This is a genomic window from Streptomyces sp. NPDC094032 (assembly GCF_040303965.1).
Lineage (GTDB): Bacteria > Actinomycetota > Actinomycetes > Streptomycetales > Streptomycetaceae > Streptomyces.
The window spans coordinates 1-22,416 of sequence record NZ_JBEOUE010000043.1 but is presented as its reverse complement, the minus strand read 5'-3'; the positions used below and the strand labels follow the sequence as shown (position 1 = coordinate 22,416).

19 protein-coding genes are annotated in these 22,416 nt (G+C 72.5%); 9 read left to right on the top strand and 10 right to left on the bottom strand.

Translation table 11 applies throughout. From position 1 onward, the window contains the following. Positions 1-5: 5 nt before the first annotated feature. Both ABTZ54_RS34265 and ABTZ54_RS34260 read right to left on the bottom strand, forming a co-directional pair. Entirely contained in the window at positions 6-473 is a 468-nt protein-coding gene (locus tag ABTZ54_RS34265; RefSeq protein WP_351671386.1) for a hypothetical protein, read from the bottom strand. A 46-nt stretch (positions 474-519) separates the two neighbouring features. Then, the gene (locus ABTZ54_RS34260; protein ID WP_351671383.1) at positions 520-1,155 is read right to left on the bottom strand and encodes a GNAT family N-acetyltransferase; all 636 of its coding nucleotides are present in this window, start codon (positions 1,153-1,155) and stop codon (positions 520-522) included. Positions 1,156-1,285: 130 nt separating this feature from the next. On the opposite strand from ABTZ54_RS34260, the gene lon reads away from it, so the two are divergent. Together lon and ABTZ54_RS34250 are read left to right on the top strand one after the other, a co-directional pair. Then, on the top strand, positions 1,286-3,697 hold the full coding sequence (lon, locus tag ABTZ54_RS34255) for an endopeptidase La (protein WP_351671380.1): 2,412 nt from the start codon (positions 1,286-1,288) through the stop codon (positions 3,695-3,697). A 110-nt stretch (positions 3,698-3,807) separates the two neighbouring features. Next, on the top strand, positions 3,808-4,389 hold the full coding sequence (locus ABTZ54_RS34250) for a DUF4240 domain-containing protein (RefSeq protein WP_351671377.1): 582 nt from the start codon (positions 3,808-3,810) through the stop codon (positions 4,387-4,389). 59 nt (positions 4,390-4,448) lie between these two features. On the opposite strand, the gene ABTZ54_RS34245 is transcribed toward ABTZ54_RS34250, so the two are convergent. Next, on the bottom strand, positions 4,449-5,342 hold the full coding sequence (locus tag ABTZ54_RS34245; RefSeq protein ID WP_351671374.1) for a lytic polysaccharide monooxygenase auxiliary activity family 9 protein: 894 nt from the start codon (positions 5,340-5,342) through the stop codon (positions 4,449-4,451). Between the two features lie 220 nt (positions 5,343-5,562). Beyond that, the gene (locus tag ABTZ54_RS34240; RefSeq protein WP_351671372.1) at positions 5,563-6,405 is read right to left on the bottom strand and encodes a lysozyme; all 843 of its coding nucleotides are present in this window, start codon (positions 6,403-6,405) and stop codon (positions 5,563-5,565) included. A gap of 225 nt (positions 6,406-6,630) precedes the next feature. Between ABTZ54_RS34240 and ABTZ54_RS34235 the strand changes: the two genes are divergently transcribed. After that, positions 6,631-7,113 carry a MarR family winged helix-turn-helix transcriptional regulator gene (locus tag ABTZ54_RS34235; protein WP_502997366.1) on the top strand — a complete coding sequence of 161 codons (483 nt, stop codon included), beginning with the start codon at positions 6,631-6,633 and terminating at the stop codon, positions 7,111-7,113. 22 nt (positions 7,114-7,135) lie between these two features. Here the strand turns inward: ABTZ54_RS34235 and ABTZ54_RS34230 are convergent, their stop codons facing one another. Next, on the bottom strand, positions 7,136-7,942 hold the full coding sequence (locus ABTZ54_RS34230) for a hypothetical protein (RefSeq protein ID WP_351671366.1): 807 nt from the start codon (positions 7,940-7,942) through the stop codon (positions 7,136-7,138). Positions 7,943-8,326: 384 nt separating this feature from the next. Between ABTZ54_RS34230 and ABTZ54_RS34225 the strand changes: the two genes are divergently transcribed. From ABTZ54_RS34225 to ABTZ54_RS34205, 5 genes are read left to right on the top strand one after another with little or no spacing between them, the layout of a single operon-like run. Next, the gene (locus ABTZ54_RS34225) at positions 8,327-11,260 is read left to right on the top strand and encodes a sensor histidine kinase (RefSeq protein WP_351671363.1); all 2,934 of its coding nucleotides are present in this window, start codon (positions 8,327-8,329) and stop codon (positions 11,258-11,260) included. After that, a complete protein-coding gene (locus ABTZ54_RS34220) occupies positions 11,257-11,739 on the top strand; it encodes a roadblock/LC7 domain-containing protein (protein ID WP_351671358.1) in 483 nt (160 codons plus the stop codon). The genes ABTZ54_RS34225 and ABTZ54_RS34220 overlap by 4 nt, the downstream gene beginning before the upstream one ends. Further along, positions 11,736-12,167 (top strand): DUF742 domain-containing protein, encoded by a 432-nt coding sequence (locus tag ABTZ54_RS34215; RefSeq protein WP_351671355.1) that lies wholly within the window; start codon positions 11,736-11,738, stop codon positions 12,165-12,167. The genes ABTZ54_RS34220 and ABTZ54_RS34215 overlap by 4 nt, the downstream gene beginning before the upstream one ends. Next, positions 12,148-12,810 carry a GTP-binding protein gene (locus tag ABTZ54_RS34210; protein ID WP_351671352.1) on the top strand — a complete coding sequence of 221 codons (663 nt, stop codon included), beginning with the start codon at positions 12,148-12,150 and terminating at the stop codon, positions 12,808-12,810. Before ABTZ54_RS34215 ends, ABTZ54_RS34210 begins: the two co-directional genes overlap by 20 nt. Before the next feature lie 28 nt (positions 12,811-12,838). Next, positions 12,839-14,074, top strand: a complete 1,236-nt coding sequence (locus tag ABTZ54_RS34205; RefSeq protein WP_351671349.1) for a styrene monooxygenase/indole monooxygenase family protein — start codon at positions 12,839-12,841, stop codon at positions 14,072-14,074. Here the strand turns inward: ABTZ54_RS34205 and ABTZ54_RS34200 are convergent. From ABTZ54_RS34200 to ABTZ54_RS34185, 4 genes are all read right to left on the bottom strand, one after another. Further along, positions 14,047-15,333 carry a C40 family peptidase gene (locus ABTZ54_RS34200; RefSeq protein ID WP_351671346.1) on the bottom strand — a complete coding sequence of 429 codons (1,287 nt, stop codon included), beginning with the start codon at positions 15,331-15,333 and terminating at the stop codon, positions 14,047-14,049. The two genes, ABTZ54_RS34205 and ABTZ54_RS34200, sit on opposite strands and share 28 nt — an antisense overlap. A 74-nt stretch (positions 15,334-15,407) precedes the next feature. Further along, positions 15,408-15,695, bottom strand: a complete 288-nt coding sequence (locus ABTZ54_RS34195; RefSeq protein WP_351671344.1) for a DUF8847 domain-containing protein — start codon at positions 15,693-15,695, stop codon at positions 15,408-15,410. A 25-nt stretch (positions 15,696-15,720) separates the two neighbouring features. Further along, entirely contained in the window at positions 15,721-16,443 is a 723-nt protein-coding gene (locus tag ABTZ54_RS34190; RefSeq protein ID WP_351671342.1) for a TetR/AcrR family transcriptional regulator, read from the bottom strand. Positions 16,444-16,514: 71 nt separating this feature from the next. Beyond that, positions 16,515-17,450 (bottom strand): AurF N-oxygenase family protein, encoded by a 936-nt coding sequence (locus tag ABTZ54_RS34185; protein WP_351671339.1) that lies wholly within the window; start codon positions 17,448-17,450, stop codon positions 16,515-16,517. Between the two features lie 111 nt (positions 17,451-17,561). Here ABTZ54_RS34185 and ABTZ54_RS34180 point away from each other — a divergent pair, with 111 nt between their 5' ends. Beyond that, on the top strand, positions 17,562-18,680 hold the full coding sequence (locus tag ABTZ54_RS34180) for a ferritin-like domain-containing protein (protein ID WP_351671336.1): 1,119 nt from the start codon (positions 17,562-17,564) through the stop codon (positions 18,678-18,680). Between the two features lie 94 nt (positions 18,681-18,774). On the opposite strand, the gene ABTZ54_RS34175 is transcribed toward ABTZ54_RS34180, so the two are convergent. Next, entirely contained in the window at positions 18,775-21,945 is a 3,171-nt protein-coding gene (locus ABTZ54_RS34175; protein WP_351671333.1) for a hypothetical protein, read from the bottom strand. Positions 21,946-22,416 lie beyond the last annotated feature (471 nt).

The following is a 22,416-nucleotide window of genomic DNA, read 5'->3' as shown; positions in this document are numbered from 1 at the left end:
CTCCCCTAGCGGCCGGTCGGGGGGCCGCCGTCTGGGAGGGCCTTGAAGACGCGGTTCAGGGCGGGTGGGCGTTCGCCGTCGCCTGCGATCAGGGTGTGGTGGGCGTGGGTGAGGGTGTACTGGAAGCCGTCGGCGATCGGGGCGCCGGTCGGGCGGGGCGGGAGCTTCGCGTAGGCCGGGTCCTCCAGGGCGGCGCGGAGCTCGGTGACCTCGGCCTCGGTCATGCGGCCGCTCTTCGGCGGCTTGGTGCCCGTGCGGGTGGTGTACGTGCCGTCCTCGTGCACGACCAGCTTGTTGTCGACGCCCGCGAAGCCGCCGCTGACCACCACCTCGACGAGGACGGCCTGCGGGGCGGGCTCCTCGGTGGCGGTCGCCGGGGTGGCGGCGGGGGCGGGGGTCGCGGGGGCCTGGCCGCAGCCCGCCATGGTGATCACCGCGGCCAGCAGGGCCGCGGCCCCGTACCTCTTCTTCATGGAGCCGAGCATGCCCGCTCGGTCCCCTCCGTGCGGCCGGAACGGCTCAAGCCGCGCGGACGATGCCGGTCAGCGGCCCCCGGTAGTACCAGTCGAGGGAGTCGTAGAGGGCCATCCCGGCGGTGGTCGCCGCCAGGACGCCGGTCTCCGCGCCCGCCTGCGCGGCGGCCGCCTCCAGGGTGCGCATGACATTGGCGCCGAGGCCGCGGCGGCGGTGCGCCGGGTCCGTCTCGATCTGGTCGGCGACGGCCGTCTCTCCGGTGGGGGCGATCTGACCGCGGGCGGCGAGCGTGCCGTCGGGGGCCAGGATGCGGACCCGGATCACGCCGTCCCGGGTCTCCGTCGTCCGCGCGTAGCCCTCCGGGGGCGCGGGGCGGGCGGAGGGGTCCAGCTTCCTGGTCATCATGAAGCCCGGGTCGTCCGGGATGGTCCAGTCGTCCGTGATCCACGGCGCCACCTCCTCGGGGGACGCCATCACCTTGAGCCAGGCGTACGGCTCGGTGATCCCGGCGCACAGCTCGCCCACGGAGGCCGCGTCCGGGTGCGGCAGCACATGGCGGAAGGGGTGCTCGGGCAGTCCCACGTGGATCCGGTAGCCCCAGGGTTCGACGACGGCGGGCGCGGTGCCTCGGGAGGCGGTCCAGCCGGCGACCCAGGCGGAGGTAATAGATGCGGTGTCCATGTGGGTATTACAGCTGGTGTTCGCGGGGTGTGTGAGCGTGATCGCTCAGAGCGAACGGGGGGTGGGGAACATTCCTCGGCTCACGTGCATTGAGTCCACATAGCTCAACTTGACTGCCGAAGGGGAGATCATGGCTTCTGAGTCCATGGAGACCGCGCCGCTCACTCTGCCTGTGCTGCCGCTCGACGACGAGGTCGTGCTGCCCGGCATGGTGGTGCCGCTCGACCTGTCCGACAACGACGTCCGGGCCGCCGTCGAGGCCGCCCAGGCCGCCGTACGGGGTGGTACGGGCAAGCCGCGCGTGCTGCTCGTGCCCCGGGTGGACGGCACCTACGCGGGGACCGGCGTGCTCGGCACCGTCGAGCAGGTCGGACGGCTCTCCGACGGCGACCCCGGCGCGCTCATCCGCGGGCGCGGGCGGGTCAGGATCGGCGCCGGTACGACCGGGCCCGGCGGGGCCCTGTGGGTCGAGGGCGCCGTCGTCGAGGAGGCCCTGCCCGATCCGCTGCCCGGCTCCGTGACCGAACTGGTCAAGGAGTACAAGGCGTTGGCCACCAGCTGGCTCAAGAAGCGCGGCGCCTGGCAGGTCGTCGACCGCGTCCAGCAGATCGACGGCGTCGGCGCCCTCGCCGACAACTCCGGCTACTCGCCCTTCCTCACCGTCGAGCAGAAGGTCCGGCTCCTGGAGACCGCCGACCCGGTCGCCCGCCTCAAGCTGGCCACCGCGCAACTGCGCGAGCACCTGGCCGAGCAGGACGTCGCCGAGACCATCGCCAAGGACGTCCAGGAGGGCGTCGACAAGCAGCAGCGCGAGTTCCTGCTGCGCCGTCAGCTCGAAGCCGTACGCAAGGAGCTGCGCGACCTCAACGGCGAGGCGGAGGGCGACGAGTCCGACGACTACCGCGCGCGCGTGGAGGCCGCCGACCTTCCGGAGAAGGTGCGCGAGGCCGCCCTCAAGGAGGTCGAGAAGCTGGAGCGGGCGAGCGACCAGTCGCCCGAGGGGTCCTGGATCAGGACCTGGCTCGACACGGTGCTCGAACTGCCGTGGAGCGAGCGGACGGAGGACGCCTACGACATCCAGGGCGCGAAGGCGGTCCTCGACGCCGAGCACGCGGGCCTGGAGGACGTGAAGGAGCGGATCACCGAGTACCTGGCGGTGCGCAAGCGGCGCGCCGAGCGGGGCCTCGGGGTCGTCGGCGGGCGGCGCGGCGGTGCCGTGCTCGCGCTCGTCGGGCCGCCCGGCGTCGGCAAGACCTCGCTGGGCGAGTCCGTCGCGCACGCGATGGGGCGGAAGTTCGTGCGGGTCGCGCTCGGCGGCGTGCGCGACGAGGCCGAGATCCGCGGTCACCGGCGTACGTACGTGGGCGCCCTGCCCGGCCGGATCGTCCGCGCCATCAAGGAGGCCGGGTCCATGAACCCGGTGGTCCTGCTCGACGAGATCGACAAGGTCGGCTCCGACTACCGGGGCGACCCGGCGGCGGCCCTCCTGGAGGTCCTCGACCCCGCGCAGAACCACACCTTCCGGGACCACTACCTGGAGGTCGAGCTCGACCTGAGCGACGTGGTCTTCCTCGCCACCGCCAACGTGCTCGAAGCCATCCCCGAGGCGCTGCTCGACCGTATGGAGCTCGTGCGCCTCGACGGCTACACCGAGGACGAGAAGGTCGTCATCGCCCGCGACCACCTGCTGCCCCGGCAGCTGGAGAAGGCCGGCCTGGAGCCGGGCGAGGTCGTCCTGGAGGAGGCGGCGCTGCGCCGGCTCGCCGGGGAGTACACCCGGGAGGCGGGCGTCCGCACCCTGGAGCGGTCCATCGCGCGCCTGCTGCGCAAGGTGGCCGCCCAGCACGAACTGGGCGACCGGGAGCTGCCGTTCACCATCGGCCCGGACGAGCTGCGCGGCCTCATCGGGCGCCCGCACCACGTGCCGGAGTCGGCGCAGGACCCGGCCGAGCGCCGGACCTCGGTGCCCGGGGTCGCCACTGGTCTCGCCGTGACCGGGGCGGGCGGCGACGTGCTCTTCGTCGAGGCCTCGCTCGCCGACCCGGAGACGGGCGCGGCGGGGCTCACCCTCACCGGTCAGCTGGGCGACGTGATGAAGGAGTCCGCGCAGATCGCGCTCTCCTTCCTCCGCTCGCACGGCGCGGAGCTGGAGCTGCCCGTCACCGGTCTCAAGGACCGCGGCGTGCACATCCACTTCCCGGCGGGCGCCGTCCCGAAGGACGGTCCGAGCGCGGGCATCACGATGACCACCGCCCTCGCCTCGCTCCTGTCGGGCCGACTGGTCCGCACGGACGTCGCCATGACCGGCGAGGTGTCCCTGACCGGCCGGGTGCTCCCGATCGGCGGCCTGAAGCAGAAGCTGCTCGCCGCCCACCGGGCGGGCATCACGACGGTCGTGATCCCCAAGCGGAACGAGGCCGACCTGGACGACGTCCCCGCCGAGATCCTGGGCAAGCTGGAGGTCCACCCGGTGACGGACGTCCGGCAGGTCCTGGAGATCGCCCTCACCCCGGCGGAGGTCGCGGTGAGCGCGGCGGCGTGACGGACGCCCTGTCGTAGCCGTACGGCGGTGGGCCGCCCTTCCCCTTCCCGGTTTCCGAAGGGGCGGGCGGCCCACCGCCGTTGTCAGTGGCGGCTGCGATGCTTCCCGGTATGGACGAGAAGGCCTTCTGGGCGCTGATGGGGGAGCTGCGGCACCGGCCGGGGTCGCGGGACGAACGGCTGGAGTGGCTGCGGGGGGAGCTCCTGCGGGGGACGACGGAGGGGTGCGTGGCCTTCCAGGTGGAGCTGAACGCCGCCTGTGACCGGGCCTACCGGGCCGATCTGTGGTCGGCGGCCCAGCGGATCCTGGGCGGCTGGTGCTCGGACGACGGATTCCTCTACTTCCGGCTGTGGCTGGCGGCCTTGGGGCGCGAGGTGTTCGAGGTGGCCCTGATGTCTCCCGACAGCCTGGCCGGTGTGCCCGAGGTGCGGCGGCTCGCGGGGCGGACCCCCGCCTCCTGGTGCGAGGCGGAGGAGTGGCCCGAGTGGGAGGAGCTGGACTACGTGGCGGTGGAGGCCTACGAGGAGCTGACGGGGGTGGACGACGACGGGGAGGCCTTCTACGACGCGCTCGACGCGGCCGAGGGCGACGACGCCCCGGATCCCGAGGCGCCGCCGCGCGAAGAGCCCCTGGAAGAGGACGAGATACCGCGGCTCGCCGCCCTCTTCCCACCCAGGGCCGACCTGGCCTAGGGCCTGTCCGGCCTAGGGCGTGTCCGGCCTAGGGCGTGTCCGCCCTAGGCCAGGTCGGACTAGGACTCCTTGCGGCGCCGGGCCAGCAGGATGCTGCCCGCGCCGAAGGTGGCGAGGGCGCCGGCGCCCGCGAGGGCGAGCGGGAGCGGGGAGGCGGGGGCCTCGGTGGTGTCGGCGGAGAGGGCGGGGGGCTGCTCGTCGCCGCCGTGGCCCTTGTGGCTCACCGTGGAGAGCTGGGCGCCCGCGGCGAGTTCGGCTTCCGTCGGGGCCTCGGCCTTGAGGGCCGTGGCGGCGGCGCCGCCGGTGCCGAAGGTGACGTCCGAGCAGCTGTAGAAGGCCTCGGGGCTGTCGTTGCGCTGCCACACCATGTAGACGATCTGGCGGCCGGAGCGGGCCGGGAGGGTGCCGTTGAAGGCGTAGTAGCCGTCGGTGGCCGTGCGGGTGGTGTTGTAGACGGCGACCGGCGTGGTGTCGAGGTCGGACCACTTCAGGGGCTGGGTGGGGTCGAAGCCCTGCTTGGTGATGTACATCGTCATCGTGCCGGAGTGCGCCGCCGTGGCGCGGATCTTGAAGCCGAAGGCGCCGGGGGCGACGGCGGTGGCCGGCCAGTCGGTGCGGGCCCAGTCCAGGGCGCGGTACTTGTCGCGGTTGGCCGAGCAGAGCTTGCCGTCCGGGATCAGCGCCTTGTGCTGCCCGTCGGCGTTGGCGATGTTGACCTCGTTCCAGTCGTAGAGCGGCTGGGTGCCGGAGTCGGCGACGAGGTCCTTGCACACCTGCGACTTGGGGCTCTCGGGGCCCTCCGCGTAACAGGCCGCGACCCTGCTGACCGGGTTGAACACGGCGCCGTGCGCGCTCGCGGCGGTCGGCGTGAGGGAGACGAGACCGGTGGCGACGGCGGCGGTCAGGGCGGTGGCGGCGGCGGCGCGGCGGGGGGAGGTCGTGATGCGGGGCATGGCGGAGCTCTCTCTCGTGCGTGGGGGAGTACGGGACGAGCAACGTGCGCACGGTGCGGGCGAGTTGCGGCTCGTCCGCGGCTCCCCGAGGGTCGCATTGGTCCATACCAATGGGCAAGGGGTCCGTCGGAGAAAGCCGGAGAAGCCGGGGGACGCGCACAGGGGACGGGCCTCCCGGGTGTGCCGCCGCACACCCGGGAGGCCCACCGCCCCGCGCCGGTCAGCCGTTCGCGAGCGCCTGCACCCGCGAGTAGTCGCCGTTGAAGTGGTTGTGGTCACCGACCGTGGGGCCGGTCGAGGTGTACTGCCACATCGTGTAGTAGCCCCAGCCGGCCGGCAGCGTGCCGACGTCGGAGGCGTACCGCGCGATCCACAGCGGGTTGGCCGAGGCGAAGCCGCCGTAGTTGCCGGTGCACTGGGTCCACCAGCTCGTCGCCGTGTAGATCACCGCGTCCCGGCCGGTGCGGTACTTGTACCGGTCGAGGAAGTCCTTGATCCAGGCCACCATCCCGGCCTGGGTCTTGCCGTAGCAGGTCGCGCCGTACGGGTTCCACTCGATGTCCAGCGCGCCCGGCAGCGTCCGGCCGTCCTTGGACCAGCCGCCGCCGTTGTTCACGAAGTAGTCGGCCTGCGCGGCGCCCGTCGTCGTGTCCGGGGTCGCGAAGTGGTACGTGCCGCGGATCATGCCCACGTTGTACGAGCCGTTGTACTGCTGCGTGAAGGAGGTGTTCTTGTAGTACGTGCCCTCCGTCGCCTTGACGTAGGCCCACTTCACCCCGCTGTTCCACAGGGTCGCCCAGTCCACGTTGCCGTTGTGGCTGGACACGTCCACGCCCTCGGTCTGGGCGGCCAGGCCCGAGACGCCGCCGGGCGCGGCGCCCTGGCCGTCGTGTGCGACCACGCCCATGCCCATGGAGGCGGAACCGCGGGCGGGCGAGGGCGCCTTCCGGGCGCCAGGGTCCTGCGCCGCGCCGGCGGGGACGGCGAGCGCGAGGGGGAGGAGCAGGGTCAGGGCCGCGAGGGCGGCGCCGGCGAGGGACTTCCCGGGTCTGTGCACACGCATTGCGTGCCTCCGAAAGGCTCGGTGGGGGGAGCGGTGTCGACAAGTCCTGGTGTGGACATGTCAGCGAAGTCGCTTGGGTGAGACGCTACGCACGTAGACCCGCCCGATGGAAGAGGGCCCGGCTGCTGCCGTTGGTCTACGCCTGCGAAATACTGGAGGAGCTGCGGCGATGGCCGCGGCCGGAAGAAACTTTCAGCGAGCGGAAAGCGCGTGAGGGGTGCTGACGTGCACGGAAGCGGTACGGGGAGTGAAGCGCCGCCCAAGGGCGGGAGTGGTGTGGACCAGGAGTTCCTCGCCCTGGAACGCGAACTGGCGGTCTTCCTGCGCCGCGCCCGGGCCCAGTCCGGCGAGATGGCCCGCGAAGTGCACCCCGAGCTGGAGCCCGCCGCGTACGGCCTCTTCGTGCGCCTCGACGACGCGGGCCCGCAGCGCGCCACCGATCTGGCCGGCTACTTCGGGGTCGGCAAGGCCACGATGAGCCGCCAGTTGCGGGCCCTTGAACAGCTGGGCCTGGTCGCCCGCGACCCCGACCCCGCCGACGGCCGCGCCTCGCTGGTCCGTCTGACGGAGGAGGGCCAGAGCCGCTTCCGGAGCGTCCGGGACGCCCGCCGCGAGCGGTACGTCCGCAAGCTGGCCGACTGGGACCGCTCCGAGGTCGCCGAACTCGCCCGGCTGCTGCACCACTTCAACGTACGCTCGGAGGGCTGACCAGGGGATCCCGGTCGCGCCCCTACAGCTCCGCGTACACCGCCGTCGCGTCGTCGTGCGCCTTCCGGCGGCCCGCCCGCCCGGCCTGCTCCCCGGCCCGTTCCGCGGCCCGCTGCTCGGCCGTCTCCAGGGCGCGGACCCGCCGGAGCAGGCCGTGCGCCCCCTCCTCGGTGAGCACCCCGAAGCAGTCCGCCCAGTCGCCCGCGCCGAACGGCCGCACCCAGCGCGTCGCCCCGTCCGTGAGCGCCGCCAGGGCCCGGATCTCCGCGCGGGGCGTCGTGCCGGTCACCGCCCGCAGGGCCGCGTCCGGGTCGGCGGCGGCCGTGAAGAAGCCGCCCTCCCGGTTGCGCAGCCGGTCCGTCGCCTCCACCGAGCGCAGCACCTCCCTCGGGACGTGGTCCAGACGGTCGTCGAGCACCGCCCGTACCGACCCGTCCGCGGACTGGAGGAGCAGCGTCGCGTCCGACAGGACGAGGTGCTCCACCGTCGTCCCGTCCCAGCGCGCCATGGCCACCGTCGCCTGCGGAGTGCGTACGTGAGAAAGGTCACAGGTGGTCCGGTGGGCGTCCGCGGTGCGCCGGATTGCGAGGGCGAGAATCTCGGTCAGCGTCAGATCGCTTCGCGAAGCGGACAGTTCCGTCAAAGCGCCGCCGAGCCGCGCGGTGAACCAGGGCACCGTGTGCACACAACCGGCGTCGCCCGCCGGGGGCGTCACCCCGTCGAGGACCACGACCGTGCCGCCCGCGCCCGAGGCGGGCAGGGCTGCGGCGGCCCAGTCCTCGTTGGGCCGTTCGGGACTGCCGGGGAGGGTGGCCGCTTCGGTGCGCATGATCCCCAGTCTGCCCCGGGCGGGCCCGGCCCGCACCACTCCTTCACCGGGCCTCCAGACGCCCGAATCTGGCCTGTACCAAAGGGCCTGACGGGCCCTGAGGCCCGGAACCGCAAGCTCCGGGAAGCTGCGGGCGGGCATCCTGCCAAAGCCCGCGCGGAAGATCCAACCGGGGGTAAGTCCGGTGCCCCGGCCGTCACCGGGAGGAGTTGTTTGCCAACTCATGAGTGTTGTTCACTCGTTCGGGTGGCGGAGCGGCCGATGCGAGTCCCCTGACCAGAACCGCTGAAATGGTCGGAAGACACAACCAGGGGTGGGGGCTCTCGACATGTGACCGGTCGTCACCTCTGCTTCATGGGCGGACGATCAAGAATGCGAGCACCGGTGCAGAAGAAGCGGCCTCGGAGCAACAACGGCGCGCGGAGCCAGATCCCCGGTGACCCGCAGCACCTCGGCCTGCCCGCGCACGGCACCGACAGCGCCCCCCAGGCCCCGGCCGGCCGCCCCAAGCGGGTCCGCGGCCGTCTCGTCGCCGGCGTCGCCCTGGTCGGCGTCACCGTGCTCGCGGCCGGCGCCCCCGCGATCCTCACCGCCTCCGGCGACCTCGACGACACCGTCAGCCTGGTCGCCCTCGCCGAACTCGACCGCCAGGCCGTCACCCTCGCCCACTCCCTCTCCGACGAGCGGGACGAGGTCGTCGCGTACGTCGCGGCCGGGCGCGACGAGCAGTCCGGCGCGAGCGGCGCCAAGCGCCAGGTGACCAGCGCCCGGTCCGCCCGGGTCGACCGGCAGATCGACGAGATCCGTGCCGCCGCCCCCGACGAGCTGCGCCGCGAGCTCTCCGGCGTCCCCTCGATCCGCCGCACCGCCCTCACCGGCAAGGGCTCCGCCCTCGACGCCCACCGCGCGTACACCGAGGTCATCGTCCAGCTCCAGGCCCTCGCCGACCGGCTCGCCGAAGGCACCCCCGCGCGCGCCGCCGAGGCCGTCCGGGCCCCCGCCGCCCTCGGCCGCGCCACCGAGCAGGCCTCCGCCGCGCGCGGCCTGCTGCTCGCCGCGCTCGCCGTCCCCCGGCCCGAGCCCACCGGCACCACCCACTACGACGCCGCCACCGGCACCCTGGTCGCCGACGAGGCGGAGGGCGCCGCCGAGGCCGACCGGGCCAGGGCCGCGCTGACCGCCGCCGCCCAGCAGGCCCGGGTCCGCGAGCTCGCCGCCCTCGCCGACTTCGACCAGGCCGCGACCGCGCCCGCGCGCGACTCCCTCGCCGCCACCGTCACCGGCCCCGACGTCAAGAGCGCCGAGCGCTACCTGGCCCGGCTCACCGACCGGCCCGAGCTCTCCGAGTCCGAGCTCAACACCGACCCGGCCAAGCTGGACGCCGCGCTCTCCGCCCGCATCGAGCAGATGCGCGGCGTCGAGTCCGCCCTGGTCACCGAGCGCGCCGAGCGTTTCACGGCGCTCCGCGACGACGACGTCACCGCCCTCGAACTGCGCATCGCCTTCCTCGGCGGCTGTCTGCTCGTCGCCGTCGGCATCTCCACCTATGTGGCCCGCACCCTCACCCGGCCGCTCGCCGTGCTGCGCATCGGCGCCGCCCGGCTCGCCGCCGCCCCCGAGCCGGGCGCCGAGGAGCCGATCCGCTTCACCGGCCGCAACGACGAGTTCGCCCAGGTCGTACGGTCCCTCAACACCCTCCAGGGCAAGCTGGCCGCGCTCGCGGCCCGCGCCGAGCGGCTCGACGCCGAGCACGCCGACCTGACCGGGGCCCGCGACGCCCTCGCCGCCGAGCTCGCCGCCCAGCGCGCCGAACTCCAGGGCCACAGCGCCCGGCTCACCGCCGAGCTCGAACGGCTCAAGCAGACCGTCCAGCACACCTTCGTCAACCTCTCCCTGCGCAGCCTCGGGCTCGTCGACCGCCAGCTCGGCGTCATCGAGAAGCTGGAGGAGCGCGAGCAGGACCCGGACCGGCTCGCCACCCTCTTCAAGCTGGACCACATGGCGACCGTCATGCGCCGGCACAGCGAGAACCTGCTCGTCCTCGCCGGGCACGAGCACCACCACGGGCACCCCGGCCCGGTGCCGCTCGTCGACGTGCTGCGGGCCGCCGTCAGCGAGATCGAGCGCTACGAGCGGGTCAGCATCCAGTCGCTGCCGCCGCACGCGCACGTCGCCGGGTTCGCCGCGGACGACCTGAGCCACCTGGTCGCCGAGCTCCTGGAGAACGCCACCTCGTTCTCGCCGCCCGACTCCCAGGTCCAGCTCTCCGGCTGGCTCCTGGAGTCCGGCGAGGTCATGCTCTCCGTCCAGGACGCCGGCATCGGCATCACCCCGGACCGGCTCGCCGAGCTCAACGCCCGGCTCGCCGACCCCGCCATCGTCGACACCGAGGGCGAGGGGCTCGGCATCCGGGTCGCCGCGCTGCTCGCCGCGCGCCACGGCGTCCGGGTCGAGCTGCGCGAGCAGAAGCCCGGCGGCGTCGCGGCCGTCGTGGTCCTGCCGCTGCCGCTGCTCCCCGCCACCCCGCCGGTCGCCGTCCCCCCGGCGATGCCGGTCGCGGGCGACGCCGCCGCCCTCACGCTCCCCGGCTCCGTCGCCGAGTCCAACTCCAACACGCTGCCCTCCCGCCACCGCGACCCCCTCGTGGAGGCCGCGGAACGCGCCATCGCCGCCGCCGAGGCGGAGACCCGCGCGGCGACGGCGGCGCCCGAGCCGGAGCCCGCACCGGCGTACGCCCCCGAGGCCGCGCCCCAGCCGGAGCCGGAGCCCGCGCCCGTACCCGTACCGGCGTACGAGCCGGAGCCCGCGCCCGTACCCGTACCCGCGTACGAGCCGGAGCCCGCGCCCGAGCCGATGACGGCGTACGCCCCCGAGCCCGCACCCGTCGTACCCGCACCCGCACCCGTACCCCCGTACGAGCCCGCCCAGGCCCCCTCCGGGGTCCCGGTGGAGTCCGTCTCCGAGACCACCATGCAGGTCCGGCTCCCCGACCCCCCGCCGGAGCCCGACGCGCACGAGCGGACCGCCGAGGAGACGGAGATCGGGGCCGACGAGGCCGGGCCGCGGCCCGGGCGGTGGGAGCGGGTCACGGACAAGGGGCTGCCCAAGCGGACGCCGCGGATCGTGCGGCAGGCCGGCAGCACCACCCCGCCGATACGCACCCGCGGCGTCGACGCGGAGGCCCTGCGCCGCCGGCTCGGCGGCTTCCAGCGGGGCGCCGCGCACGGCCGCCGCGATGTGGCCGCCGAGATCGAGGCCGCACGGACAGCACGTACCGAGGAGAACACGGGGGACACAGTCGAGGAGGCACGCAGTTGACTGCGACCGGAACATTCGGGCTGAGCAGCGAGGCCCGCAATCTGCAATGGCTGTTGGGCAACCTCGTCGAGGAGGTGCCGGGGGTCCGCTCCGTCGCCGTCGTCTCCTCCGACGGGCTGCTCCTGCTGTCGTCCGACCCCGAGGTCCAGAACGCGGCGGCCGAGGCCGACCGGCCCGAGGGACCCCGCGGCTCCACCGCCGACCTGGCCACCATCGTCTCCGGCATCGGCAGCCTCACCATCGGCGCCGCCCGGCTGATGGACGGCGGCGGCGTGAAGCAGACCATGGTCGCCATGGAGGAGGGCAGCGTCTTCGTCATGTCGATCAGCGACGGCTCGCTGCTCGGCGTGCACGCCACGCCCGACTGCGACATGAGCGTCATCGCGTACCACATGGCCCTCTTCGTCGGCCGGGCCGGCCACGTGCTCACCCCCGAACTCCGCAGCGAACTGGCCAAGTCGATGGAGAGCGCCCAGTGACGTCGCTCCCCTCGGGGTTCTCCGCCCACCACCCCCACCGGCTGCCGATACGCGGCGAGGGGCGGCGCCCCGCCCGCGTCCGCCCCTACTCGCTCACCGGCGGCCGCACCCGCTTCGGCCACGTCCTCCTCGTCGAGACCTTCGTGGCCGCGCTGGAGGCCGCCCCCGAGCGCAAGGTCCTGACCGACGGGGGCCGCGCCGCGCGCGGGCTCATGCCGGAGATGCGGGCCATCGTCGAGGTCTGCCGCCGGATGCGTACCGTCGCGGAGATATCGGCGCTCCTGAAGATGCCGCTGGGAGTCGTCCGGGTGCTGCTCAGCGACCTGGCCGACCAGGGAAAGATCCGCGTGTACGGGACAGGGCACGGCACCGACCGGCCCGACCGCGCGCTCCTCGAAAGGGTGCTGAGTGGACTCCGCCGTCTCTGAACCGTCGACCGTCGTCGGCATCCCCGTCCAGCCCACCGGCCCCGCCGAACCGGACCCCGAAGAGGGCGCCCAGGACTGGCAGCTGGACCACACCCGCGCCCCGATCGCGACCAAGGTCGTCGTCGCGGGCGGCTTCGGCGTCGGCAAGACCACCTTCGTCCGCGCGGTCTCCGAGATCACCCCGCTCCAGACCGAGGCGCTGATGACCCGGGCGAGCGAGGACCACGACGACCTCACCGCCACCCCGGACAAGCTCACCACCACGGTGGCGATGGACTTCGGCCGGATCACCCTCGACGACGACCTGGTGCTCTACGTCTTCGGTACGCCGGGACAGCAGCGCTTCTGGTTCATGTGGGACGACCTGGTGCGCGGCGCGATCGGCGCCATCGTCATGGCGGACACGAGGCGGCTGACCGACTGCTTCCCCGCCCTTGACTACTTCGAGAGCTGCGGCCTGCCGTACATCGTGGCCGTCAACCACTTCGAGGGCACCGAGTCGTTCGACACCGACGACGTGCGCGAGGCGCTGACCGTACCGGCGCACGTGCCGGTCGTGATCATGGACGCGCGCAAGCGGTACAGCGTGGTCGAGACGCTGCTCCAGATGGTCGCCCACGCGCTCGAAGCCTCCCCCGAATAACCCCCGAGTTCCTCAAGGTCGGTCGCACATGCGGAAGATACTCATAGTCGGCGCCGGTCAGTCCGGTCTCCAGCTCGCCCTCGGTCTCCAGTCCAAGGGCTACGAAGTCACCCTGATGTCCAACCGCACCGCCGACGAGATCCGGTCCGGCCGGGTCATGTCCACGCAGTGCATGTTCGACACCGCGCTCCAGCACGAGCGCGACCTCGGCCTCAACTTCTGGGAGTCCCAGGCCCCGCGCATCGAGGGCCTCGGCGTCTCCGTCGCCGCGCCCGACAGCAGCAGGGCCATCGACTGGGTCGGCAGGCTCCGGGGATACGCCCAGTCCGTCGACCAGCGCGTGAAGATGGCCGGCTGGATGGAGACCTTCGCCCAGCGCGGCGGCCAGCTCGTCATCCACGGCGCGGCCGTCGGCGACCTCGACTACTTCGCCCGCAGCTACGACCTGACGCTGGTCTCGGCCGGCAAGGGCGAGCTGGTCTCCATGTTCGCCCGGGACGCCGCCCGCTCCCCGTACGACCAGCCGCAGCGCGCGCTCGCCGTCAGCTACGTCCACGGGCTCGGCCCGCGGCCCGAGCACCCCGACTTCGACGCGGTGCGGTGCAATGTGGTGCCGGGCGTCGGCGAGCTGTTCGTCATGCCGACCCTCACCACCTCCGGCCGCGCCGACATCCTCTTCTGGGAGGGCGTCCCCGGCGGCCCGCTCGACGTCTTCCAGGGCGTCAAGGACCCCTCCGAGCACCTGGCGCTCACGCTGGAGCTCATGGAGAAGTTCACGCCCTGGGAGTACGCGCGCGCCACCAAGGTCGAGCTGACCGACGCGGGTGGCACCCTGGCCGGGCGCTACGCCCCGACCGTCCGCAACCCCGTCGGGCAGCTCCCGTCCGGCGGCCTCGTGCTGGGCGTCGCCGACGTGGTCGTCGCCAACGACCCGGTCACCGGGCAGGGCTCCAACTCGGCCTCCAAGTGCGCCGCCGCGTACCTCTCCGCGATTGTCGAGCACGGCGACGGCGCCTTCGACGAGAGCTGGATGCGGGCGACGTTCGCGCGCTACTGGCAGACCGCCCAGCACGTCACCAAGTGGACCAACGCGATGCTCGCGCCGCCGCCGGAGCACGTCCTGAACCTGCTCGGCGCCGCCGGTGGCCTCCAGCCCGTCGCCGACCGCTTCGCCAACGGCTTCGACGACCCGGCCGACTTCGAGAACTTCTTCTTCGACCCGGAGAAGGCCGCCGCCTACCTGGCCGAGGTCGCCGGGGCCTGAGCCTCTCCGTACCCCTCGTCCGCGCCGTCCGTGGCTCCCGCCGGGAGTTCGGGCGGCGCGTACGTCGTCAGGGGCAGGGCCGGGGTGTCGGGATCGGGGCGTACGGCGCCCAGGAGCAGGTTCGCGGCGAGCGGGGAGACCTTGATCCGGGCGCCGGGGCGCGGGGCGTGGATCACCAGTCCTTCGCCCAGGTAGAGGGCGATGTGGGTGGCCTCCGGGAAGTAGACGACCAGGTCGCCGGGGCGCAGCCGGGCGAGCGGGACGCGGGGCAGCGTCCGCCACTGCTCCTGGCTGGTGCGGGGGAGTTCGCGGCCCGCGCTCGCCCAGGCCCGCTGGGTGAGGCCCGAGCAGTCGTACGTGTCGGGGCCCTCGGCGCCCCACTCGTACGGCTTGCCGATCTGCGCCACCGCGAAGCGCAGGGCGTCCGCGCCCGCCCGTGAGGGGGCGCGGGGGCCGTCCAGGACGCCGGAGCCGAGGAGTTCGGCCTGGGCGCCGGCGGTCTGGGTGCGTTCCAGGGCGCCGAGTCCCGCGAGCTGCTCGGGGGAGAGCGCGGCCAGCAGCCCCTCCACCTCGCGGAGCCGCGTCTGCACCTCGTCGCGGTGCGCGCGCTGCCGGTCGGCGAGGGACCTGCGCCGGTCCAGCGCCTTCCGCGAGGCCGTCGCGAGGTCCGCGGCCCGCTTCTCGGCCCCCTGGAGCCGGGTGACGGTCCCGGCGCGGTCCCGGGCGGCCCGGTCGAGCAGATGGCTCTGGTCAAGCGCGTGCTGGGGGTCGCGGGCGAGCAGCAGCCGCAGGTACGGGGAGAGTTCGGACCGCCCCTGGTACTGCTCCCGCGCCAGCCGCCCGGCCTCGTCCCGCCCCCGCGCCAGCTCGTCCCGCGCGGCGGCCAGCCGCGCGGTGACCTGCCGGGTGTCGGCGGTCTGCCGCTTGAGGCTCTCCTCCCCGGCGTTGTAGGCCTCGGTGGCCTGCTCGGCCTGTCGGTAGAGGCTGCGGAGGCGGCTTAGGAGGGCGCCGAGGGAGTCGGGGGGGCCGGGGTTGGGCAGCGCGCCAGTGACTGGGGGCGTATCTGCGCCCGCGGGCGCGTCCGCCTCCGGCAACGCGTCCGTCTCCGGCGCCGCCGGGTCTTGTGGAGCCGCCGGGTGCCCCGCCCCCGGCGGCTCCGCCGCCGTCGCCTGGGGGGCGGGCGGGCCCGTCACCCCCGCCAGGACCGTCGTCGCCGCGAGTACCCCCGTGCAGACCTTGCGCAGCAGTCGTACCGACACGTCACCACCTCCATCGGGATGATGGCGTGATGGTTAGTGTGATGAGCGGACCGGCGTGGCGGTGGGTGCGGGGCTCACTCGTTCGGGGGAGCCGGGGGGCGGGGCTTCGACCAGGGCCAGCGGATTTCGCGGCGGTCGCGGCCCTCCGGGGCGTACGCGTAGACCCAGCCCTGCTGGAGTTTGAGCCGCTTGCTGTGGCCGGCCGGCTCGCGGCGGTAGGCGTAGACGGTCGCGGGGCGGCCCTCGTGGGCCGGGACCGGGACCTCGTACCACTTCGGGGGGTGGCCGGTCGGGCCGAGCAGGACGGGCAGCGTCCGGCCGTCGAGGGGGCCGCCGCGGAAGGGGGTGTTCTCGCTTCTCACCCCACCAGTGTCACCCGCACCGGGGTCAGAGCAGGTGCGCGGCCTCGCTGACCATCGGGATGACGTTCCTGGCCAGGGTCGCGACCGGCCCGGCCGAGGTCTCCTGGGAGAGCAGCCGGGCCACCACCACGCCCGTCTCGGGATCGCTCGCGGCGGTCGCGGTGAGCAGCGCGACCAGGTGGTCCACCAGCCAGTCCCGCAGCTCCCCGGCCGCTGGGCGCTTGCCCTCGTCGACCCAGATCAGGGACGCCGCCTCGACGGCCGCGATCCAGGTCCGCACCATCATCCCGAGCCGGGGCCCCGGCCGGTCCACGCCCAGGTGGCGGAGGATCTGCTCGGCCGCCGCCCGCCGGACCTCGTCGACGATGGCCGAGGTCCGCGAGGTCTCGGCGACGCTGCCCCCGCGCAGCAGCGCGGCGAACCCGGCGTCGTGCCCGTCCACGAAGGCCAGGTACCGGTCCAGGACCCGGGCGAGCCGCTCGGTCGGCGGCCCCGCGGGCGGCTCGGCGAAGCAGCGCTCCAGCGCGTCGGCCGAGGAGCGCAGCGCCGACTCGTACAACTGCTGCTTGCCGCCGGGGAAGTAGCGGTAGACGAGCGGCCGGGAGACCCCCGCGGCCTCGGCGACGTCGTCGAGGGAGACGTCCTCGGGCGCCCGGTGCGCGAAGAGCGTCTGGGCGGCGTCGAGCAGCTGGCGCTTGCGCTCCTCGACGCTGAGCCGGCGGTACGCGGGCGAGGCGGCACTCGTCATGCCCGCAGCGTAACGCCGTACGGGCAGGCCCCGGGCGGCTCCGCGTGGATCCGGGCTGCTCAGGCGGGCGTTCAGGCCAGCAGCCCGGAGGACTTCCAGAGCCGGCGGCCCGCGCCGCGCAGCACGCCGATGTCGTCGAGGAAGTCGGTCAGCCGCTTCGCCCCGGACTGCATGACCTCCCGCCGGTGGCCGCTCGCCCTCACCTGGGCGACGGCCTCGCGGCGGTCCAGGCCGACGTTGTCGTACACCTGCGGATTGACGAAGCAGGTGGAGAAGACCCGGGCCGCCTCGCCGCAGCTGAGCCGGGTGAACTCCTGCTCCCAGCGCGGCGCCGTCGCCATCTGCCGGCGCAGCTCCTCCCGCGCGTACCGCACGTGCCGGGCCTCCTCGACCACATGGATGCGGGTGACTCCGCGTACCAGCGGCTGGACGCGCTCGTCGGGGAAGGTGAGCCGCTGCATCCAGTCCAGGATCTCCTCGCCGAGGAGGGTCGCGGCGAAGGAGCCGGGGGTGGTGGAGACGGTCTTCAGGACGCGCCCGAGGTTGTGGTAGACCCGCGGCACCGGGTACTCGGGCGAGCCGCCGCGGGTGATCAGCCGGGCGAACATCATCGAGTGCCGGCACTCGTCGGCGATCTCGGTGAGCGCGTAACGGACGTGCTTGCTGGTCAGCGACTTGTCGTAGATGTGCCGGACCAGCAGCTGCATCAGGATGATCTCGAACCAGATCCCGAGCGAGGCCAGCGAGGCCGCCTCGTGCCGGGAGAGGTCGATCCGCTGCTCCTCGGACATCCGGCGCCACAGCGGGGTGCCGTAGAGGGAGACCAGCTCCGGCGGCCAGAACCACTTGCCGTCCTCGAAGGGGGCGTCCCAGTCGAGCTCGGTCTCGGGGTCGAAGGAGTGCTTGAGGGAGGACTCCAGGAGCCGCTCGGCGACCTGTTCGCGGTCGCGCAGCGGGCCGAGGGCGTCACGCAGGAGGGCGAAGTCGGGCTCGGTGAGACTGGCCATGACACGTATAAGACTCCTCGTCAGTAACGTCGTCAATCCCTCACGCACGACTTGTTGACCCTGCGTCTACCAACGTGTGAGCCTGCTGGGAACCGTAGGAAGGAGCCGTCAGTGTCGACGCACGATCTCTACGCGCGGGCCCCCAGGGAGCCCGTCTGGCAGGTGCCCGGGTCCGGCGCAGCCCGTTTCAACTGGGACTACGACATGGCGGAGGACGGGCGCGACCGCCTCCTGGCCCTCTACCAGAAGGGCAAGGACAAGCAGTGGGACGGCGCCACGCGGATCGACTGGGACCTGGAGGTCGACCCGTACGACCCGCTCGGCACCCCCGACGAGGCCATGTCCCTCTACGGCACCCGGCACTGGGCCAAGCTCACCGACAAGGACCGGGGCGAGCTGCGCCGGCACTACACCTCCTGGCAGTTCAGCCAGTTCCTCCACGGTGAGCAGGGCGCCATGATCTGCGCCGCCCGGATCGTGGAGTCGGTGCCCGACCTGGACGCCAAGTTCTACTCGGCCACCCAGACCATGGACGAGGCCCGGCACGCCGAGATCTACGGGCGCTTCCTGCACGAGAAGATCGGGATGCTCTACCCGATCAACGACAACCTCCAGAGCCTGCTCGGCGACACCCTGCGCGACTCCCGCTGGGACATGCCCTACCTCGGCATGCAGGTGCTCATCGAGGGCCTCGCGCTCGCCGCGTTCGGCATGATCAGGGACACCACCGCCAAGCCGCTGCCCAAGCAGATCCTCGCGTACGTGATGCAGGACGAGGCCCGGCACGTCGCCTTCGGCCGGATGGCGCTGCGCGACTACTACCGGCAGCTCTCCGACGCCGAACTGCGCGAGCGCGAGGAGTTCGTCATCGAGGGCTGCCACCTGATGCGCGACCGGCTGCGCGGGGTCGAGGTCCTGGAGAACTTCGGCATCCCGAAGAAGGAGGCCGAGGAGCTCAGCGAGCAGAGCGAGTTCCTGCGCCTCTTCCGCAAGCTGCTCTTCAGCCGGATCGTGCCCTGCGTGAAGGACATCGGCCTGTGGGGCGAGCGCCTCCAGAGGGCCTACCTCGACATGGGCGTCTTCGACCTCGGCGACTCCAGCCTCGACCTCCTGATGACCCAGGACGAGGAGATCGCCGAGGCCCTGGACCGCGAGCGCTTCGCGGCCGAGGAGCGGGCGCGGGTGGCGGAGGTGGAGGGGGCGATAGCGGACGGCGCGGAGAAGGGGTGAGCCCCCGGCGCCGCGAGGGCGCCGGGGGCTCAGGGGGTGTCCCTTGTGGGGATCAGCTGTCCGGGATCAGCGTTCGGGGATCGGCTTTCGCGGATCAGCCGAAGGACTTGATGCCCGCCCAGTTCACCGAGAGGACGGTCTTGACGGCCGGTCCGGTGTTGGTGGTGGATGGGTGGTAGACCTTCATCGTGCCGTCGGCGCCGTAGCGGACCCACAGGTCGGGGATCTTGTCGCCGTTGACGTCGGGGATGCCGATGACCGCGGTGATGTTGGTCGTCGTCCAGTTGGTGCCGTAGGACGTGTCGACACCCTGGCGGGAGGCCGCCGCGGTCTTCAACGAGTTGATGTCGACGCTGCCCGCGACGGTGCCGGGCTTGCCGTGACGGATGTAGATCGTGCCGGAATCGTGGCTGCGCCAGAGCAGGTCGGGCGTGTTGTCCAGGTCGATGTCGGCGATGTTGACGATGTCACGGGGGGCCCAGGCGGTGCCCTCCATGAGGGTGGCCGTCTGGAACGTGGCTCCGGTGTAGCCGGAGAGGATCCAGAACTGGGTGCCGGTGGTGATCGCGACGTCGGTCAGCTTGTCGCCGGTGATGTCGCCGACGGCCTTCATCTCCGTCCACGTCGACGGCGCCGGCGTGTTGGAGGGAAGGCGGACCTTGAGGCGGTCGTCCACGTTGAACGTGCCGTAGCCGTCGCCCGGGTAGAGGTAGAACGTGCCGTCGGGGTCGACCGCGAACAGGTCGGTCGAGCCGTCGCCGGGGTAGACGTCCTGGTAGTGGCTGATGAGCGCGGCCTTGGTGCCGTTCCACCACGGCGCCTTGGGCGCGAGGACGGGCTTGCCGTTGGCACCGATCGTGTAGGAGCCGGTGAGGCCGCCGTACAGCTCTCCGTCCGGGGAGCCGGGGTAGGAGAAGAGGTTGCCGTTGGCGTCGATGACCATCAGGTCGGCGATGCCGTCGCCGCCCACGTCACCCGGGCCGTCGGCGCTGTCGCGCGGCGGGATGTAGGTGGCGTAGTCGGTACGGGCACTCACGTTGCCCAGCGCGTCCAGCGAGAAGAAGTGCAGCCAGTTCGGACCCGCGTGCGGCGGCTTGAGACCCGTGAAGGTGTACGAGCCGTTGGTCGCGGTGACGTCCGTGTACGACATGCCCTCCCAGCCCCAGCGGAACTTCGCCGCACCCGGGGAGGTGATGGTGAGGTTGCCGGTGGAGCCGAACTTCACGCTCGCCCAGGTCGCGCCGTCCGAGGTGGCGCGCTTGAACGGGGTGGTGTCCTCGTCGACCGTGGGCGGCGGCGGGGCCGAACCGTCCACGGTGAGCGCGCAGTTCTCGGTGGTGTTGGCCGGGAAGTAGGTCGAGGCGGCGTCGAGGGCGTCCTCGGCCCGGACGGCCCAGTAGTAGGTCGCCTTGTCCTCAAGAGTGGTGGCGGCGATCGTCGTGGAGGCCCAGCCGCCGGTCGGGGTCACCAGGGTGCCCGCCGGGACAGCGGCTCCGGCCTTCCAGAACTTGAAGCGCAGACCCTTGAGGTTGCCGTCGTTGTCGGAGGCGTAGGCCTTCAGGACGATGTTCGTCTTGCCGACGGTGACTCCGGCGCCGGGGCCCAGGACGCAGGCGCCACCGGGGGTGGAGGTGCCGCTGGTGGGCTCGTTCGGCGGGGAGTTGTAGTCGACTTCGAGGGTCGCGGAGGTGGCGCGGAACTTGCGCCAGGTCTGCGTGTCCGACTCGCTGGTCGCGCGCAGGCCGAAGGTGATGTTCGACCAGCCGCCGTCCGCGGCCTTCTGGGCGGCGGAGACGACGGCGGAGTTGTTGAACGTCTCGTAGTCGTCCGGGCAGCTCGACGAGGACCAGCCGTGCGCGAAGGACCTCGACTGGAGGTGCGTGGTCCAGGACGGCTGCGAGTTCCACGTCGTACCGGAGGAGATGCCGCCGGTCAGATAGAACTTGAACTCACGGGTGGTGCACGACCAGGAGTGGTTGTTGAGCACCTTGAAGGCTGCCGAGGTGACCTTGGCGCCCTTCATCTTCGTGCTGAAGCCCATGCGCCAGAACGAACGGCCCAGACCGCCGGTGTCCGACTCGTAGCCCACGCGGGCGTCGGAGGTGCCGGAGGAGAAGTTGGTGCCGTTGTAGAAGCTGGAGTTGGGGTACGGGCGGTACGCCGTGGTCCAGGCCTGCCAGCCGGAGTTCATCGTCGGGTCGACGAAGACGGGGAACTTGACGTCCTTGTCTTCGAGGAGCTTGGTCGCGGCGACGTCCAGCGCGAGGAGCGCGGTGCCGGTCCCGTTGCCGGCCAGCTCGACGGGGAGCTGGGCGGACTTGGCGCCGGGCTCGATGCCGGTGAGGCCGGACAGCTTGAGGACGTCGGCCGGGGTGTCCGTGGCGGTGCGGGCGACGGTGCCGTCGGGCAGCTCGGGGTCGCGGCCGGAGGAGTCCCAGGCGAAGGGGGTCGGGATGGAGCCGACTTCCTTGCCCGCCTTGTCGAGGACCAGGACGCGGTTGGCCTTGGTGTCGTGGCGGAAGGTGGCCGTCTGCGAACGCAGGCCGTAGGCCACGGACTTGAGGGCGTCCTGGCGGGCGGCCTCGGGCGTCTTGACGATGAGGACCTGGGCGAAGCCGCCCTCCTCACGCGCGACGAGCAGGAGGTCGACGCCGGGCAGGACCTCGGAGTAGAGGGCGCGCGGGCCGTCGAGGACCGGCTCGGGCAGGGCGCCCGGCCAGGTGTAGGCGATGGTGTGACCGCCGAACTCGACCTCGGCGAGCGTGGAGTGGCCGGGGGTCTCGGCGCGGACGAAGGAGCGGTCCGCCCGGTCGGCCCCGGCGCTGCCGCTGGAGAAGCGGACGGGGTAGACGGCGTTGACCGGCGTGACGCCGAGCCCGCGCGGTGCCTTGGCGGCGCGCGTGAGCTTGTTGTCGACGGGCGCCCACTTCCCGGCGGCGTTCTTCGCGCGCTGCGGAAGCGCGTGCGTCTGCGAACGCATCTGGCCGTTGGGCAGGGCCCAGGTCAGGGAGTTCGCGGTGGTGGCGGTGTCGACGAGGACCTTCTTGCCACTGCGAACGGCCTCGGCCCTCGCGGCGGTCTCGTCCTTGGGGCCGGTGGATACCCGCTTGGCGTCGGTGGGCTTGCCACCGGCCGTGACGGGCGCGGAATCGGGCTGCCACCAGGGCAAGAGGGCAGCGGTGAGGGCGGCCAGAACGAGGCCGATGGTCAGAGACAGCCGCGTGCGCGTGCGCACGAAGGGGCTGAGATAAGGCGGCGCGGACACGGCGGTCTACTCCCGTGTGAACCAGACGGACGGTGGACAGCACAACCAGCCCCAGACGGCAGGCCGCGGGGCAGAGAGCGGACACACGATCACACAGCCTTCATTGACCGTCCACAGATGAGAATTTTATAAGACCGTTACTCGGACCCGGTCTGTTCTTGACCATCGGTCACAAGGCCCCCAAATGTGCCGCTTTGGGGTAGCTGGGAGTCTTCGATGTCCGGATTGGCTTATCTATCGCAAAGATCATTACTGATGGGTGTCTATGGCGAAGTGGGGCGTGACCCACTTCACTTCGCACGTGCGCAACCGGAAACAGACGACCTTGCTGAGTGAGCTGTCCATGACGGACAGTACGCACGCACGCGCCTGATCCAGGCGTGTGCATTTGTCTGTTTGCCAGGGTGGGAGTCGACGCGCATGCGTGCTTCAGGTCCGCTGTCATGGCTGGGGCGGGGACGCCCAGTCGTG